Below are 18,275 nucleotides of genomic sequence, written 5' to 3'. Positions count from 1 at the left end.
GCACGGCAAGAATCAGGGCATTTGGCTCAATACCGCTCAGTCAAGGCCAAACACGGTCCCTGTAGGAGTAGAGCTTGCTCGCGAAGAGGCCCGTGAGAGCACCAAAAGCTTCGCGGCGTACGGCGACCTGACAAGCCCGGCTCCTACAGGTTTTGTGGCGCCTTCAGCGCGCGTTCCTGATCAGTTACGGGAAGGGAACAGCCCTTGCAGGGCGATGCTGAAGTTCACCACCAGATACGGATTCATCGTTCCCACGGGCACGCCGCTGCCGGGTATGGCCAGGGTTCCGCCGATGGTGGTGGTGGCGCCTTTCAGGGCGACCGGCGAGGCGCCTTGCGCGTCTGAGTAGATCGCGGCCGAGGGCGGCCCGCCAGGGACGGATGCACCGATATAGGCATTGGTGGTGGTCGGTGCGGTGACCGGATTGCTGGCGACGCTCGCCAGGTTGATGGTGGTGCTGACGGTCAGGCCGGTGGTGGGGATCGCTTGCGGCGGCAGGTTGCTGCCCAGGATGGAGACGTGTTCGGTGCCGCTGGCTTCACCCATCACCCGGGTCGTCAGGCCCGGTCCGGTGCCCTGGGCAATGGGCAGGCGGCTTTGCAGGTTGGGCAGGCCGAAGGTCTGCACGCCATTGCCACCGTAGGTCGTGCCGAGCAAGGTGAACAAAGCCTGGTACTGCTGGATATTGAGCAACTGGCCGTTGCAGAGCGCCCAACCGTTAGGGGCGAAGTTGAAGCCGAACATCTGGATACTGCCGAGAAATACGTCCATAGATCCTTATCCTTCAGCTGTGTTAAGTGAAGTGCCTTGCCCGTTGGACGGGCTGCGTAGGCCGCCGATCCGGGTCTGCTGTGCACCGTCCTGAAGCGTAGACGCTGTCCTGGCCCGCGCCGGGTTTTTTGCATGCTCAAGGTCGTGATGGGAACAGTCAGGCAAGGCGGTATCGTTCTAGCCTACAATCACCGCGTCATACCCCCCCAGGCGGGTGCAGTTGTCGATTTCTAGAGGATGGTGATGGGCGTTCCGAGCAATGATGAAGTAGCAAAACGACTTTACGGTCAGCCTGTCACGCATCCGCAATCCCTTGTCCAGTTGCTTCGCGAACCCTGGCTGATAGCCCTCCTGCTATTGGCCGTGGCGTTACGTCTTTATGAACTGACGGCCTCGGCGATCTGGGGCGACGAAGGCTCCAGCCTGCTGCTGGCCCAGTTCCCGCTGGCCGGCATCTGGTCCCATGCGTCCCACGATGTCCATCCGCCGCTGTATTTCATGCTGCTGCATGTCTGGATCGGCCTGTTCGGCGACTCGATCCTGTCGATCCGCATGATGAGTGCGGTGCCCGGGGTGATTACGGTGCTGCTCGGTACCTGGCTGGCGCACCTGGTCGCCAACCGGCGGGTCACGATGCTGACCTGCCTGCTGCTGACCCTGCTGCCCACGGCCGTACGCTACAGCCAGGAAATACGCATGTATTCGCTGATGGGCGTGTGGCTGCTGGGGGCCACCATTGCCCTGGTGTATTGGGTTCGTGAGCCCGCGCGCCAGCGTTATCTGGTGATCTATGCGCTGCTGATGGCGGCCGCCTTCTATACCCACTACTTTTCGGCGTTGTGCGTGTTGTCGCACTGGCTCTATCTGCTGGTGATCCGCCCGCAGCCCGGCAGTGCACACCGTCACATCGCGCGCCGCGAGTGGTGGTTGGCCAATGTGGCGATCGTGCTGTTGTTCCTGCCCTGGCTGCCGGGGCTGATCGACCTGGTGCGGCATATGGAGGAGTTGAAGGTCGGTGGCGATGTCGGCTGGGAACCGCCGGTCACCTTGCGCTCGCTGCCGTCGATGCTCTGGCAACTGATGGCCCAGGACGACGGCGAAGGCATGCCGCTGTGGCTGTTCGTCACCTTGCCGGGCGTGATGGCGGCCGTGATGACATTCCTCGTCTGGAGTGATCGCAGCCGCTACCGCTTCGACACGCTGCTGGTGATCTACAGCGCCCTGCCATTGCTGCTGGTGTTCGCCATTTCGTTTGCCTCGCCGGTGTTTATCGAGCGTTACCTGACCGTGCCGGCGCTCGGCCTGCCGATTATCCTGGCCCTGGCCGTCGACCGCCTGGCGCGGCGCTTCAAGGTCCTGGCCGTGTTGCTGCTGCTGGCGGTCCTGGCGGTGGAGGGCGTGGGCCTGAAGAACAACTACACCGTCGACGCCGGCGATCAGTTCAACAATATGGTCGAGTACATGAACCAGCACACCGTCGCCGGCGACCAGGTGGTGCTGGGCGATATGTTCTGGCTGCTCACCTGGGGCTACTACGACAAGAGCGCCACCGCGCCACGGCTGTACACGCCGCCCACTGCCAAGGGCGTGTCGACCCGACCCAACAACTATGGTTTCGGTACGCTCGTCGATGAAAACGCTGGCGTCTACCTTGATCGCCTGGACGACCTGCCCCAGGGCAATGGCCGGGTCTGGCTGGTGATGAGCCGCGTGGCACCGGATGAATTCCCGTCGATTCCGGACAATTGGCGAAAAATTGACCAGCATGCCGGTGGCGACACCCAGGCGGTTTTATATGAGGTCTGTCACCCTTCGTGTAGTGATGACTCACCGCAATAGGCTCGATTTAGAGCCATAAAGTCATATTTTATGCCCATAAACATCTCTGTTTGTGTGTTTTTAGACTTAAAACGCAGATGGTTGATATCAAAATACTACTAGTGTGAAATATTACCTTTAGGCTACGCTTTGTCCTACAAATGGACTTCCGTCTAGGGTGAAGGGATTGCGTAGTTTTCACTTTGTCTCCGGTTTGCCGCGCTCAGGGTCAACCCTGCTGTCCGCCATTCTTCTCCAGAATCCCCGCTTTCATGCCGGCATGAGCAGCCCGGTCGGTACCCTGTTCAACAGCGTGCTGGAACAATGCAGTGCCGGCAGTGAGTTCGGCGCGGTGATCGACACCGATATGCGCCGCCGTCTGTTGCGCGGCCTGTTCGAGTCCTATTACGCCGACAAGACCGAGCAATCGGTGGTCTTCGATACCAATCGCCAGTGGTCGGCGCGCCTGCCCGCGCTGATGGACCTGTTCCCCCAGTCCAAGGTCATCGCCTGCGTGCGCAATGTCGCCTGGGTCATGGACAGTCTTGAGCGGCTGTATCGTGCCAACCCCTTTGAGAACACCAAGCTGTTTAACGACGAAGTCGAGCGCAACACCGTCTACAGCCGTTGCGAAACCCTGGCCCAGCGCAATCGCCTGGTGGGGTTCGCCTGGACCGCGCTCAAGGAAGCCTATTACGGCGAACACGCCGACTCCGTGTTGCTGGTCGACTACGACCTGCTGTCCCAGGCCCCGGAGCGGGTGTTGCGGCTGGTCTACGACTTTATTGGCGAGCCCTGGTTCGAGCACGATTTCGACCATCTGGTGTATGACGCTCCGGCATTCGACCAGGCCCTCGGGGTCGCTGGCCTGCACAAGGTCAAGCCCAAGGTGGCCATGGAGCCACGGCGCACGATCCTGCCGCCGGACCTGTTCGAAAAATATGCGCAGTTGTCGTTCTGGAACGATGGTTCAGCCAGCGCCGCCAATGTTATTCGCATGAAAACCAATACCGCGGTCAGTTGATCGCGGCTTTTTATCCCGATAAAAATCCTTTGGGCGCGCAGGCGCTCGAGTGCAGGTGAAGCATGTGGTGGAGCAAACAGAAATCGCGGGCTGAAGGTGTGAGAACCCTGGTTTCACCCATGATCATTCCGCTCGAGCCGCGCATGCTGTTCGACGGTGCCGTGGCCGCCACCGTGGCCGAGGCCGCACAGCCGGCCAATCACGCGACCGCCGATGCGGCGAAGGCGCCGGCCACCGATCATGCGACCGCGCCCGCCGATGCCCACCCGCAATCCGATGCCACGCCGACCCCGGCGCCGGCCGCCGTACCCGGCCAGTCGGTGGTCTTCGTCGACTCCCGGGTCCAGGATTTCAGTGCCCTGCTCAAGGGCGTCGCGCCCGGCACCCAGGTGGTGGTGTTGCAGGCCGGCAAGGACGGCCTGCAACAGATTGCTGATTACCTGGACACCCATCAGGGCGTGAGCACCGTGGAAATCATCGCCCACGGCAACTCGGGCGACCTGTGGCTGGGCAGCACCTACCTTTCGTCGACCAACGTCGCGGCGCGGGCCGACATATTGGCGCGTATCGGCAATGACATGAATGTCGGCGGCGATATCCTGATCTACGCCTGTAATACCGCCGAGGGTGCCACCGGCCTGGGCTTTGTCGACTCTCTGGCGCAATACACCGGGCGCGATATCGCGGCATCGACCAACCGCACTGGCCTGGGGGGCGATTGGACCCTGGAAATCGCCACCGGTACCATCGAAAGCCACAACGTACTGTCGGCCGACGCCATGGCGGCCTACCAGTACGGCCTGTCGACCATTACCGTGACCAGCAACGCTGACAGTGGCGTCGGGTCACTGCGTTCGGCCCTGAGCAGCGCGGTGGCGGGCGATATCGTTACCTTCAACGCCAGCATGACGGTCAATCTGAATTCGCAACTGATCGTGAGCAAGAACCTCACCATCGAAGGCGACCTGGATCACAACGGCACGCCCGATGTGACCCTCAGCGGGCAGTACAAGACCCAGGTGATCCAGATCAACTCCGGGATCACCGCGACCCTGGACGGGCTGGTCATTACCCAGGGGTTGGCGGTGGGCAATGGCGCGGCGGCCGGGGTCGACGGCACCGCGGCGATGGGCGGCGGTATTGTCAACGCCGGTAACCTGACCCTGAACAATGTCACGGTGACCAGCAACGCGGCCTCGGGCGGCGGCGGCGGCGGCGGGGTCACGGCGCCCTACGTCGGCGGCGCGGTTGGTGGTGGCGGCGGCGGCGGTGGTGCTCTTGGCGGACAGAATGGTGGTCATGGTGGTAGCTCGGGCTTCGGTACGGGGGTCTATGGCGGTACCTCCGGCACCGCTAACCATGGCGGTACCGGCGGCGGCTACAACCCCAACTACATGGGTGGCAAGGGGGGGAGCAGCACCGGCGGCGCGGGCGGTATAGGCGCCGCCAACTACAGTAACGGTGGGGCCGGCGGCACGGCGAACAACGGCACTATCTCGATTGGCGGTGGTGGCGGCGGTTCCGGCTGGGACAAAGCCGGCCGGGCCGGTGCCTCGGCCAGCGGCGGTATCTACAACGCCAGTACCGGTACCCTGACCATCGTCGGCACTTCGGTGATTTCCGGCAACATCGCGGCTGGCGGCGGTGGTGGTGGCGGCGGTGGCCTGGGCGGCTCCGCCGACTCCGGTGGCGCGGCCGGCAAAGGCGTCGGCGCGATCTGGAACAAAGGCACGTTGTTGATGACCGCCGCCAACTTCGCGGCGATGACCGGCAACGTCGGTGGCAGCGGCTCCGGTGGTCCGGCGCTGGGCGGCGGCAGTACCGGCGCCAGCGTGGCGGCGGTGAACAATATCTTCAACGACGGCGGTACGCTCAACACCGCCTATGCGCCGGCGCCGACCGCGACCATCGTGGTGACCAACACCGCGCAGCATATCGGCAGCACCTCGCTGGTGACCATTACCTTCAACCAGGCAGTGACCGGCTTTACCAGCGCCGACCTGACGATTAGCAACGGTACCCTGGGCACCCTGAATACCAGCGACAACATCACCTACACCGCGACCTTTACACCGAACTCGAGCGTGACCAGCGCCACCAACCATATTGTCCTCGACAATACCGGCGTCACCTCCACGTCGACGGGTACACCGGGAACCGGCACCACCTCGTCCAACAACTATGCCATCGATACCGTGCGTCCGACCGCGACCGTCTCGGTGGTCGCGCCTACGCTGAGCACCACGGTCAACTCGACGGTGAACATTACCTTCAGCGAAGCGGTGAGCAGTTTCAGCCTGGCCGACATGACGGCGTCCAATGGCACCCTGAGCAACCTGACCACCAGCGACAATATCCACTGGACCGCGACCCTGACGCCGAGCGCGAGCAACAACAGCAGCGGCAACGTCATCACCCTGGACAACACCCTCTATACCGATACCGCGACCAACGCCGGTACCGGCACGACCACCTCCAACACCTACGTCGTCGACACCGTGCGACCAACCGCGACCATCGTGGTGTCCGATACAGCGCTGAACATCGGCGGTAACACGTCCCTGGTGACCATTACCTTCAGCGAGGCGGTCACTGGGCTCACGGCCGGCGCTTTCACGGTCGCCGACGGTGCCCTGAGCAACTTGAGCAGCAGTGACGGTGGCACCACCTGGACCGCAACCCTGACGGCAACCCCCGGGGTCACCCATACCGGCGATGTCATTGCCCTGAACAACACCGCGGTCAGTGATGGCGCGGGCAACGCCGGCAGTGGTACCACCAACTCCAACACCTATGCCGTCGATACCCAGCGGCCGAACGCCACCGTCGTGTTCGCCAACACCAACCTGGGCATCGGCCAGACTTCGCTGGTGACCATCACCTTCAGCGAAGCCGTGACCGGTTTCACCAACGCCGACCTGGCGGTGTCCAATGGCACCCTGAGCGCGGTGCAGACCAGTGACGGCGGCGTCACCTGGACCGCGACCTTCACCCCGACGGCGGCGATTGTCAGCGCGAGCAACCACATCACCCTGGACAACACCGGGGTCCAGGACATGGCGGGCAACGCCGGCAGCGGCAGCACCACGTCGAACAACGTGGCCATCGACGGCGTACGCCCCACCGCGACCATCGTGGTGGCGGACAACGCCCTGAAGATCGGCGATACCTCGTTGGTGACCATCACCTTCAGCGAAGCCGTGGTCGGTTTCACCAACGCCGACCTGACCATCGCCAACGGCACCCTGAGCGCGGTGCAGACCAGTGACGGCGGCGTCACCTGGACCGCGACCTTCACCCCGTCGGCGAGCACCACCGCCGCCACCAACCTCATTACCCTGGACAATACCGGCTACACCGACACCAGCGGCAACGCCGGGACCGGTAGCACCAACTCCAACAACTACGCCATCGACACCCAGCGGCCGACCGCGACCATCGTGGTGTCCGACACGGCGCTGAACATCGCCGGTAACACGTCCCTGGTGACCATTACCTTCAGCGAGGCGGTCACCGGGCTCACCGCCGGCGCCTTCACGGTCGCCGACGGTGCCCTGAGCGGCTTGAGCAGCAGCGACGGCGGTATCACCTGGACCGCGACCCTGACCGCGACCGGCGGGGTCTCCCATACCGGCGATATGATCACCCTGAACAACACGGCTTTCAGTGACGTTGCGGGCAACGCCGGCAGCGGCACCACCAACTCCAACGCCTATGCTGTTGACACCCTGCGGCCGACCGCCAGCATCGTGTTCGCCAACACCAACCTGGGGATCGGCCAGACCTCGCTGGTGACCATCACCTTCAGCGAAGCCGTGACCGGGTTCACCAACGCCGACCTGACAGTGTCCAATGGCACCCTGAGTGCGGTGAGCACTAGCGACGGTGGCACCACCTGGACCGCGACCTTCACCCCAGCGGCGGGTATCGCCAGCCCGAGCAACCACATCACTCTGGACAACACCGGGGTCCAGGATACGGCGGGTAACGCCGGCAGCGGCATCAGCACGTCCAACGACATGGCCATCGACACCCAGCGCCCGACCGCCACTGTCGTCGTGTCGAACGATCACCTGGGTATCGGTGGCACCTCCACGGTGACCATTACCTTCAGCGAGGCGGTGAGCGGTATGACCCTGGCCGACCTGACGACCGACAACGGCACCCTCAGCGGCTTGAGTACCAGCGACAACATCACCTATACCGCGACCCTGACGCCAGTGGCGGGCATCACTCAGAACAACAATCACATCGTCCTGGACAACAGCACGGTGATCGACGGTGCCGGCAACAGCGGTAGCGGGACCACCAGCTCGAACGCCTACGACATCGACAGCGTGCGCCCGACGGCAACCATCGTGGTTGCCAGCCCGACCCTGGCGGCCGGGCAGACCTCATTGGTGACCATCACCTTCAGCGAGGCGGTGATCGGTTTCGACAACAGCGACCTGAGCGTGCCCAACGGTACCCTGAGCGCGGTGAGCAGCAGTGACGGCGGCGTGACCTGGACCGCGACTTTCACCCCGACCACCGGCGTTCACGACACCACCAACCTGATCAGCCTGAACAACGCGGGCTATACGGACCTGGCCAATAACGCCGGCACCGGCATCACCAACTCGGGCAACTTCACCATCGACACCGTGCGCCCGACCGCGACCATCGTGGTGGCGGATAACGCCCTGAAGATCGGCGAAACCTCGCTGGTGACCATCACCTTCAGCGAAGCCGTGACCGGCTTCAGCAACGCCGACCTGACGATCAGCAACGGCACATTGACGGGCGTGGTCAGCAACGACGGCGGCATCACCTGGACGGCGACCTTCACCCCGACCAGCAATATCGCCGACAGCAGCAACGTGATCGAGCTGGACAACACGGGCGTGGCGAACGCCTCGGGCAACGCCGGCAGCGGTGTCACCGACTCCAACAATTACAGCATCGACACCCAGCGGCCGACCGCGAGCATCGTGGTGGCGAACAACGCCCTGAATATCGGCGGCACCTCCCTGGTGACCATTACCTTCAGTGAGGCCGTGACCGGCTTCACCAATGCCGACCTGACGGTCGCCGACGGCACGCTGAGCGCGGTCAGTACCAGCGACGGCGGCATCACCTGGACCGCGACCCTGACGCCGAATGCGGCCACCACCCATACCGGCGATGTTATTTCCCTGAATAACACCGGGGTCAGCGATCTCGCCGGCAACGCTGGCGCGGGCACCACTCTGTCCAATACCTATGGTGTCGATACCGTGGCGCCGACGGCTTCGGTGGTGATCGACCACTCGGCCCTGAATATCGGTCAGACCGCCGGGGTGACCGTCACCTTCAGCGAGGCGGTGACCGGTTTCAGCAATGCCGACCTGACCGTCGCCAACGGCACACTGAGCACGATGAGCAGCAGCGATGGTGGTATCACCTGGACCGGGACTTTTACCCCGACCAGCAATATCACCCATGCCAGCAACGTGATCAGCCTCAACAACACGACTTATGTGGACCTTGCCGGCAACGCCGGAACGGGCACCACCGACTCCAACAACTACGCCATCGATACCCAGCGTCCGACGGCGAGCATTGTGGTCGCCAACAGTGCACTGAACCTCGGCCAGACCTCCCTGGTGACCATTACCTTCAACGAGGCGGTCAGCGGGCTCACAACCGCCGCGTTCAGCGTCGCCGACGGCACCCTGAGCGGTTTGAGCAGCAGTGACGGCGGGATCACCTGGACCGCAACCCTGACCGCGACCGCCGGGGTGACTCATACCGGCGATATCATTACCCTGAACAATGCGGCCGTCAGTGACGGCGCGGGCAATGCCGGCAGCGGCAGCACCAACTCCAACACCTACAGCGTCGACACCCAGCGTCCGACCGCGACCATCTCCGTGGCGAACAACAACCTGGGTATCGGCCAGACCACCACGGTGACCATCGCCTTCAGCGAAGTGGTGACCGGCTTCAACCTGTCCGAGCTCAGTGTCCCCAACGGCACCCTGTCCAACCTGGCCAGCGCCGATGGCGGCAAGACCTGGACCGCGACCCTGACCCCGACGGCCGCCGTCACCGATGCCACCAACCTGATCGTGCTGGACACCAGCCTGGTCAACGATACCGCGGGCAATGCCGGGTCCGGCATCGCAATTTCCAACAACTACGCCGTCGATGCCACCCGGCCGACCGCGACCATCAGCGTCGCCAACCCGAACCTGACCGCCGGCCAGACCACCGTGGTGACCTTCACCTTCAGCGAGAAAGTCAGCAACTTCGACCTTTCGGAGTTGAGCGTGGCCAACGGCGTGCTGTCCAACCTAGCCAGCGCCGACGGTGGCAAGACCTGGACCGCGACCCTGACCCCGACGGCGAACGTCACCGACCCGAGCAACTTCATCACCCTGGATAACAGCCTGGTCACGGACCTGGCCGGCAACGCCGGGACCGGCTTCGCCAACTCCAACAACTTTGCGGTCAACACGGTCGCGTTGGGCGGCGATCCGCAGTTCCGCGTGGACACGCCCGTGGCGCGGCCGGATGCGCCGAACCAACCGCTGCAGCCACAGATCAGCGTCGCCCCGACCGGCAACCTCGGCTCGCCGCTGGGCTTCCCGCCGTTGTTCGAACAGCGCAGCTCGGGAGATGGCCTGCCACCGCTGGGCAATATCTTTATCAATCCGAACGTACTGGCGCCGAGCTTTATCGCCCAGGTGTTCAGCAGCGACAGCGGTGCCACGGGCAGTACCAGTGGTTTCCTCGGTTTCGGCGGCGGCGATGGCGGGGTGTTCGGCAGCAGCACCATGTCGAGCATCTTCAATCGCGAGTCGGGCAACAGCGACACCTCGGCCAACCAGGTCTTCGACCGTAATGGCAAGGGCCTGGGCGAGCCGGCACAGGGCGCGCGCGGTATTTTCGGCGCGCCGACCCTGGGGCAGCAATTGCAGAAAATCAAAGACGGAGAGCAGAAACAGCTGCATGAACTAGCCTGGGCATTGGAACAAGTCGGCATCAGCGAAATGTCGGCCTGAGCACTATTGGGAAGCTGCGCCGACGCTGGTCGGCGCCTATAAAAAAGAATGCAGTAGTCAGGGGCGGTGCAAGGGATGAGAAGAAGTCATAAGTTGTTCAGCGTCAGCTTGCTGGCGCTGGTAGTCAGTGGTTGTGCCGTCACCAGCCAGCCGATCGATCGTAGTGTCAGTGAACAACGTGCCAAGAGCGATATGCAGACCATGTTCAAGGATCAGGAGCCGCTGAATGGCCCGCTGACCTTGCACCAGGCCATGGCCCGAGCGGTGAAGTACAACCTCGAAGGCCGGCTCAAGATCATGGAGGAGGCCCTGGCCAAGCGTCAGCTCGACCTCGCCAGCTTCGACATGCTGCCACGCATGGCATTGTCCGCCGGCTATGCCGGGCGCAACAACGTCAGCGCTTCCAGTAGCCAGAACGTCCAGACCGGCGAGCAGTCCCTGGTCCCTTCGACCTCCCAGGACCGTGACCGCCGTGTCGGTGACCTGACCATGGTCTGGAACGTGCTCGACTTCGGCGTGAGCTATATCAACGCCAAGCAGCAGGGCGACCAACGCCTGATCGTCCAGGAACGCCGGCGCAAGGTGGTCAACACCATCGTCCAGGACGTGCGTTCGGCCTACTGGCGTGCCGTGGCCGCCGAGCGCCTGCTCAAGCAGATCGACAGCCTGATGGCGCGGGTCGAGCAGGCCCAGGGCAACAGCGAGAAAATGAGCGACCAGCGTATCGGTGACCCGGTCCAGGCCCTGGGTTACCAGCGCGCTTTGATCGTCGCCACGCGCCAGTTGGAAGAACAACGCAAGGCGCTGACCCTGGCCAAGACCGAGCTGGCGACCCTGATCAACCTGCCCATGGGCACCGAGCTGACCCTGGCGACCCCGGAAAACTACGAGATCCCGGAACTCAAGGTCGACATGGGCAAGCTGGAGCAGGAAGCCCTGGCCAACCGTCCGGAACTGCGCGAGCAGGACTACCAGACCCGCATCAGCGCCAACGAAACCCGCAAGGCCATGCTGCGCCTGCTGCCGGGCCTGGAATTCTCCGCCGGCGGCCATTACGACAGTAACTCCTTCCTGGTCAACGACAAGTGGGCCGACTACGGCGTCAAGGTCACCTGGAACCTGTTCAACGTGATCTCCGCCCCGGCGGCCATCGACGTCGCCAAGGCCGGTGAAGAGGTCGCCACGGCACGCCGCCAGGCCATGTCCATCGCGGTGCTGGCCCAGCTCTACGTGGCCAATGCCAACTTCAACGAAGCCGTGCGTCAGTTCAAGACCAGCCAGCAACTGTCGAATATTGACGGGCAGATCGCCGGTCAGTTGCGCAACCGCTACAAGGCTGCGGGGCTCGGTGAACTGGACCTGATCCAGGGCGAGCTCAACACCTTGCAGGCCGACCTGCGTCGCGACCTGGCCTATGCCGACCTGCGCAACGCCTATGGGCAGATCTTTGCCAGTGCCGGGCTTGATCCGCTGCCGCCGGAAGTCTCTTCGACCAAGATCCAGTCGATTGCCGGGGCCTTGGCCAGCCGTGAATCCGACTGGGCCGCGGGCAAGATCGATGAACCTGTGAGGCCTGCTCAAGCGAAATGACCGACCTGACCACGGGGTCCATCAGCGCCAGCCGGCGCGAGGCCTGTGTCGAACACTTGCTCGACAGGCTGGGCGCGGGCGGAGTGATTCCTTGAGCCGGCCGGCGTTTTCCCGCCTGCCGGTCGCCGTGGACCTGCCACTGCTGCGCCAGGCCTTGGCGCAGTTGGGCGACAGCGCCTGGGTAGCGCATTTCAATCGCGATTATTTCACCGGCGAGTGGAGCGGGGTAGCGTTGGTGTCCGCCAACGATGCCCCGGGCGAACTGGCGCCGGGCAAGGGCGAGGCGGTTGCGCGCAAGCCTTGGCTGGAGGACTCGCGCTGGTCCTATGGTTTGCAGGGCCTGCCGTTGGAAATCCGCTCGGCGCGCCTGTTGCGGCTGGGGCCGGGTGGGCGAATTCATGAACACCGTGATTACGACCTCAGTCCTCCGGACGCCGACCGGCGCCTGCATATTCCCCTGCTCAGCCCGCCCGACGTGGAGTTCATGCTCGACGGGCAGTGCATTCCCATGAGGGCCGGCGAGTGCTGGTTTCTCGATCTGGCGCGGCCCCACAGCGTCGACAACTGGGGTGATAGCGAGCGGGTTCATCTGGTGCTCGACTGTCGCCCAAGTGCCTGGCTGGAACAGCAGATCGCCGCGGGCCTGCCGAGTACTCCGGCGCCCGGCCTGGGGCGGGCGGCCATGGGGCTCGAACAATTTCGCCAATGGCTGGAGCGTGACCCGCAGCTGTGCCGTGAGCTGCAAGCGCAAACCGACAGCGAGGCTTTTATCGCCCGGACCCTGGAGCGGGCCGCCGCCCATGGCTTGCACTTCGCCCATGAGGACCTGCGCGCGGCCATGACCCGGGGCCGGCGTTGGAATCCACCATGGACGGCCTGAAGGACTGGTTGCCGATTCGCGTCTGGCGCGAAGACGCCTATTGGCGTGTCGATTGGTGCTGGTTCGGCGAGCGTCGTCTGGATCTGCCGTTCTTTGGCGATTCGGTGGACGTGGCCCTGCAACTGCCGTTCAACCAGGTCTTTCGGCGTGAGACACCGCTGGCGGTGCTCAGCGAGTGGCAATTGCCGGCGGTGGCGCCGAGCGCCTTTATCTATCACGCCTCGCGCTGTGGTTCGACGCTGATCGGTCAGATGCTGGCGCAGTTGGGCAGCCATATCGTGATCAGCGAGCCGCCGCCCCTCGACCGCCTGTTGCGTGATGATCTCGATCCACAGGCGCGGCGTGCGGCCCTGCAGGGTTTGTTGGCGGCCTATGGTCAGCGACGCAGTGGCGGCGAGCAGGCCCTGGTGATCAAGCTGGATGCCTGGAATATCGGCGAGTTACCGTTGTTGCGCGAGTGTTTTCCCGAGACGCCCTGGTTGTTCCTGTATCGCGATCCGCTGGAAATCGCCGTGTCCCATGTGCGTCGAGCCGGACTGCATATGGTGCCGGGGATGATCGGCCATAGCGTGTTGGACACCCCGGGGCAGGATGATTCGCGGGAGGATTATATCGCTGCGCGCATCGGGCGGATCCTTCAGAAGGGTTGGGAGCACTGCGTGGCTTTTGGCGGTTTGCCGGTCAACTACAGCGAGTTGCCGGGGGCGCTGGAAGGGCATCTGGGGGCGTTCTTCGGACTCGACGCGGAGCAACGCGACCAGGTGTTTTCCGTGGCCCGACAACACGCCAAGCAGCCAGATCAGGTGTTTGTGCCGGATAGCCAGGACAAGCACCGGGAGGCATCGGAGCGGCTCAAGGAGCGGGTGGCGTTCTGGGCCGAGGGGCCTTATCAGGCATTGGAAACCTTGCGGGCCGAACGCAATCCTCCAGGAACATCCGGCCGTCTCTTGATCGCGCGCAATGGACGTCAACGCTAACGCGCGTCAGGTCTTATCTTTCTGTGACAGATCCGCCATCCCCTTCAACAACTCGATCGGCAGCGGAAACACGATGGTCGAACTCTTGTCCCCGGCAATCGACGACAAGGTCTGCATATACCGCAACTGCATGGCCCCCGGCTGGCGCCCGAGCATTTCGGCGGCCTGCATCAATTTTTCGGAGGCCTGCAATTCCCCTTCGGCGTGAATCACCTTGGCCCGCCGTTCCCGCTCGGCCTCGGCCTGCTTGGCGATGGCGCGGATCATCGACTCGTTGAGGTCCACATGCTTGATCTCGACATTGGCCACCTTGATCCCCCAGGCATCGGTCTGGGCATCGAGCACCTGCTGGACATCGGAATTGAGCTTTTCCCGCTCGGCCAGCAGCTCATCCAGTTCGTGTTTGCCCAGCACCGCGCGCAACGTGGTCTGCGCCAGCTGGCTGGTGGCGGCGAGAAAATTCTCCACCTGAATAATTGCCTTCTGCGGGTCGAGCACGCGGAAATACAGCACCGCATTGACCTTGACCGAGACGTTGTCGCGGGTGATCACGTCTTGCGGCGGGACATCGTGGACCACCGTGCGCAGGTCGACCCGGACCATCTGCTGCACCAGCGGAATCAAGATGATCAGCCCGGGTCCCTTGACCTGCCAGAAGCGTCCGAGCTGGAACACCACGCCGCGTTCGTATTCGCGCAGGATGCGAAAGGTCGATGCCAGCAGCATCAGCAGCAGAAGCGCGAGCAGCGCGCCGGAGCCCAATTGCAGGACCATGATCAATCTCCTCGCCTTGGCGGGTCGTCAACGGCTTTCACTTCCAGGAGCAGGCCCTTGCGTGCGATGACCCGGACCTGTTGGCCGGGATGCAGCGGCGTGGGGCTGAGGACCTGCCAGTTTTCGCCTTGCAGTTGCACCCAACCGGCATAGGCATCGCCGGCTTTCAGGGCGGTCACCGGGGTCAGGCTGCCTTCCAGCCCGGCATCGCCACTGACCACCTGGCGCTGGCGGGCCTTGAGGGCCGCGACGATCAAGCCGACCAGCAAGAGCAGCCCGATCAGCATCAGGGTGAGTTTCAACGGCCGTGCGGTGTTGTCGTCGAACAGCTGTGGGTCGAACAGGACCAATGTGCCCGCCACGACGGCGACCAGGCCACCGAAGCCGATCATGCCGAAGCTGGGCAGGAGCGTCTCGGCGATGATCAGGGCGATACCCAGCAGGATCAGCCCGGAACCGGAGTCGTCGAGGGGCAGCACCAGCAGGGTCACGACGGAGTCGGCACCTTCGGCAAGCTGGTGCCCGACGGGCCAGACGATCAGCCACCCGATCAACAACCAACGCCACCAGCAACGACCGCTCACTTGCATTCTCCGCGAGTTCGTTACCCCCATTAAGAAGCTTAGTCGAGCTCTGGCGACCCACCGGATAAACGCAGGCTTGGAGCCCCACGGAACCTGTAGGAGCAGGGCTTGCCCGCGAAGCTTTTAGCGATCTCAAGGACCCTTTCGCGGGCAAGCCCTGCTCCTACAGGTTCCTTGTTAGCTCAAGATTCCGTGTATGGCCGAATATGTGGACTCGAAGCTTTAGACCCGACTCGACTATCGAGGACCTGTGATAGCGAGAACGGTTACTGACGTTAAGCCGACGCTCCACGGCGAACTGCCTAGACTCTTACTCAAGGAATGCAGCAAACCCATCGCCCTGGGGCATTCGACAGGGCTCGGAGGTGCATCATGCGCATGGCAAAAACCGTGCAGCGCAGCCTGGAACAGGCGCACTGCGAATTCGACCTCGTCGCTCATCCGCATTCGTCCAGCAGCCTGGAAACCGCCCGCCTGGCGGGGATCCCGGCCGAACGCATGGCCAAATCGGTGGTCCTCGACGACCAGCACGGCCACTACCTGATGGCGGTCTTGCCCGCCAGCCAGCACCTGGACCTGAGCAAGGTCCGTGGCGCCAGTACCTGGCAGATCACCCGGGAAAGCACCCTGGCCTATCTGTTCCAGGATTGCGAACGCGGGGCGGTGCCGGCGCTGGGCGAATCCTATGGCTTGAAAATGGTGGTCGATCCGCAACTGACCCGCCAGCACGACATCTACCTGGAGGCCGGCAATCACCACAATCTGGTGCATATGCAGATGGACCAGTACCTGAAGCTGGTGCCCCATGCCGAGGTGTGCGAGGTCTGTCACTGAACCCGGGCGCTGTCCGTTCTCCACTCACGCGGTGCTTCACAGCGGGAACGTGCTTGCTCGCGAAGCTGTCTGACCAGCACCGCCCTTTTCCTTGTACCGGAGACCCCTATGGAATCACCCGATCACAGCCTGCCGTCCCTGTTCAAGCAACTGGGCCTGCCCGATGACCCGGTCAGTATCGACCGCTTTATCGCCACCCACTCGCCGCTCAAGCCGGAGCTGCACCTGGCGGACGCGTTTTTCTGGAGCAAGAGCCAGGCGGATTTTCTGCGTACCGAGATCCTGGACGATGCCGACTGGGCGGAAGTGGTGGATCAGTTGGATGTGTTGTTGAGGAAGGGGAGAGGGGTGTAAAAAAAATGTGGAAAATGCCCTAAATGTAAAAAAATCTGGGGAAGAGTAAAAAAATCTGGGCTTTAATCGCGTTAGTCAGTTTTTTCTGTGGATGCCCAGAATGCAATTTGTCGGTTATGCCTATCTGCGTGATGCGCTGAGGTTAAAGGCTTTTACCTTGAAGCGTTCAGCGATGATCAAGCCTGTGACGCGTATTACGCTGGTAGGCGATTGTCTTGCCGTTCCTCATGGGGTTTCACCAGGCGACGGAAGGTATCTCGACCATCTGCTTTTTGCGCTGAAACACGAAGGTATCAACCTTTGCCTGCTGGCACAGGTGCTGGAAGCCATTCCCGCCGAACAGTTATTGCAGGAGTTGGCGAAGGCTCCCAACGGGGTCTTTATCCGAAAAGCCTGTTTCCTTTGGGAGGGGTTGAGCGGGCGTCGACTCGACTATGAGGCACCGGTGAGAGGCAGCGTTGTTCCGCTCTTCGACCCGAAACACTATTTAACGGGCCCTAGCGTGCGTAATGCCCGGTGGCGAGTTGATTTTAACGGCCTGGGCTCTCTGCACTATTGCGCTACGGTAGAGCGTACTCCCGAGCTGGAAGACTTGCTGAGTCTCGATATCCTGGGACGCGCCAAAGCTTTTTTGGTCAGCTTACCCCCGGAGATGATGGATCGCGCCATCAACTGGGCTTACCTCCACGAAACCCGTGACTCCTTCGCCATCGAGAAAGAAGAGCCCAGCGAAGAGAAGTCCCGACGTTTCGTTCAACTGCTGCGCCAGGCCCATGAAGGCCGGCTTTTAAGCGAAGAGTACTTGGTGGAGCTGCAAAACAGTACCGTCTCCAGCCCGTTCGATAAGGCGGCCTTGTTCCGTCATGAGCAAAACCATCTGCACAACGGATTGCGCGGCGCGGCGGGGGTAAGCTATGTGCCGCCTACCCCCGAGTTGTGTCGCGAGCTCATGCAGGAGCTGATGGTGTTTGCAAACGAAGCCCCCCGACAGATCGATCCTTTGGTGGCGGCGGCTGTGACGGCGTTTGGCTTTGTGTTTATCCATCCATTCATGGACGGCAACGGTCGCCTGTCGCGTTTTCTCATTCATCAGGTGTTGTGTCGTTCCGGCGCGTTGGAGCACGGTTTGCTGTTGCCTGTTTCCGTGGCGATGAAGCACGAGGAGCAGAACTACCTGGAGGCGCTCAAGGACTTTTCCCAGCCGACGCGTGATTTCTGGAATGTCACGTGGCTGGACGGGGATCAGATGGCTTTCGAGTTCATCGGTCACCCTTCGATTTACCGCTTTTGGGATGCGACCCGCTGTGTCGAGTTCACCCTGCGTATGGCCCGCCGTGCGCTTGAGGTCGAACTGCGGGAGGAGACGGAGTTTCTGGATCGCTACGACCGCGTGGTCAAAGCCGTGAACCAGCGCTACGACGTGCGCGGTAGCGATTTGTCCCGGTTGGTGATGATGTGTCTGGACAATGGTGGCAAGGTCTCGAAGCACCGGCGCAAGCAGTTTCAATACAGTGTGCCGGAGGCGGTTTTTGATTTTATTGAAGAGCAGGCGGCGCAGGTTTTACCTGAGCAGTAACAACTGTGTTCTACAGCTTTCGTCGTTCCCGGGTTCGGCGACATGCCTGGTAATGTATTGCCTGAGCT

Annotated in this window: 12 protein-coding genes; 9 read left to right on the top strand and 3 right to left on the bottom strand. The window is 62.6% G+C overall.

What is annotated here, in order from left to right; genetic code table 11:
• Positions 1 to 180: 180 nt before the first annotated feature.
• Positions 181 to 771 carry a tail fiber protein gene (locus tag M5C71_RS30225; protein WP_248745498.1) on the bottom strand — a complete coding sequence of 197 codons (591 nt, stop codon included), beginning with the start codon at positions 769 to 771 and terminating at the stop codon, positions 181 to 183.
• A gap of 243 nt (positions 772 to 1,014) precedes the next feature.
• Between M5C71_RS30225 and M5C71_RS30220 the strand changes: the two genes are divergently transcribed.
• The 6 genes from M5C71_RS30220 (at position 1,015) to M5C71_RS30195 (ending at position 14,085) form a co-directional block, all read left to right on the top strand.
• On the top strand, positions 1,015 to 2,610 hold the full coding sequence (locus M5C71_RS30220) for a glycosyltransferase family 39 protein (protein WP_248769448.1): 1,596 nt from the start codon (positions 1,015 to 1,017) through the stop codon (positions 2,608 to 2,610).
• A 157-nt stretch (positions 2,611 to 2,767) separates the two neighbouring features.
• Entirely contained in the window at positions 2,768 to 3,613 is an 846-nt protein-coding gene (locus M5C71_RS30215) for a sulfotransferase (RefSeq protein ID WP_103498491.1), read from the top strand.
• Positions 3,614 to 3,732: 119 nt separating this feature from the next.
• Positions 3,733 to 10,638 (top strand): Ig-like domain-containing protein, encoded by a 6,906-nt coding sequence (locus tag M5C71_RS30210; protein ID WP_248769447.1) that lies wholly within the window; start codon positions 3,733 to 3,735, stop codon positions 10,636 to 10,638.
• Positions 10,639 to 10,731: 93 nt separating this feature from the next.
• Positions 10,732 to 12,228 carry a TolC family protein gene (locus M5C71_RS30205; RefSeq protein ID WP_248769459.1) on the top strand — a complete coding sequence of 499 codons (1,497 nt, stop codon included), beginning with the start codon at positions 10,732 to 10,734 and terminating at the stop codon, positions 12,226 to 12,228.
• Between the two features lie 91 nt (positions 12,229 to 12,319).
• Entirely contained in the window at positions 12,320 to 13,108 is a 789-nt protein-coding gene (locus M5C71_RS30200; protein WP_248769446.1) for an aspartyl/asparaginyl beta-hydroxylase domain-containing protein, read from the top strand.
• Entirely contained in the window at positions 13,096 to 14,085 is a 990-nt protein-coding gene (locus M5C71_RS30195; RefSeq protein WP_248769445.1) for a sulfotransferase family protein, read from the top strand. The genes M5C71_RS30200 and M5C71_RS30195 overlap by 13 nt, the downstream gene beginning before the upstream one ends.
• 6 nt (positions 14,086 to 14,091) lie before the next feature.
• Here the strand turns inward: M5C71_RS30195 and M5C71_RS30190 are convergent, their stop codons facing one another.
• A complete protein-coding gene (locus M5C71_RS30190; protein WP_103496037.1) occupies positions 14,092 to 14,859 on the bottom strand; it encodes a slipin family protein in 768 nt (255 codons plus the stop codon).
• Positions 14,860 to 14,861: 2 nt separating this feature from the next.
• A complete protein-coding gene (locus M5C71_RS30185) occupies positions 14,862 to 15,443 on the bottom strand; it encodes an NfeD family protein (protein WP_248769444.1) in 582 nt (193 codons plus the stop codon).
• Between the two features lie 372 nt (positions 15,444 to 15,815).
• Here M5C71_RS30185 and M5C71_RS30180 point away from each other — a divergent pair, with 372 nt between their 5' ends.
• The 3 genes from M5C71_RS30180 (at position 15,816) to M5C71_RS30170 (ending at position 18,207) form a co-directional block, all read left to right on the top strand.
• On the top strand, positions 15,816 to 16,277 hold the full coding sequence (locus tag M5C71_RS30180) for a YbaK/EbsC family protein (RefSeq protein WP_152741817.1): 462 nt from the start codon (positions 15,816 to 15,818) through the stop codon (positions 16,275 to 16,277).
• Positions 16,278 to 16,385: 108 nt separating this feature from the next.
• The gene (locus tag M5C71_RS30175; protein ID WP_248769443.1) at positions 16,386 to 16,631 is read left to right on the top strand and encodes a DUF2789 domain-containing protein; all 246 of its coding nucleotides are present in this window, start codon (positions 16,386 to 16,388) and stop codon (positions 16,629 to 16,631) included.
• Between the two features lie 100 nt (positions 16,632 to 16,731).
• On the top strand, positions 16,732 to 18,207 hold the full coding sequence (locus M5C71_RS30170) for a Fic family protein (RefSeq protein ID WP_248769442.1): 1,476 nt from the start codon (positions 16,732 to 16,734) through the stop codon (positions 18,205 to 18,207).
• Positions 18,208 to 18,275 lie beyond the last annotated feature (68 nt).

The organism is Pseudomonas sp. MWU12-2345, from assembly GCF_023242385.1.
GTDB lineage: Bacteria > Pseudomonadota > Gammaproteobacteria > Pseudomonadales > Pseudomonadaceae > Aquipseudomonas > Aquipseudomonas gingeri_D.
The sequence above is the reverse complement of the archived record's forward strand: the minus strand, read 5'-3'. Positions and strand labels throughout refer to the sequence as shown.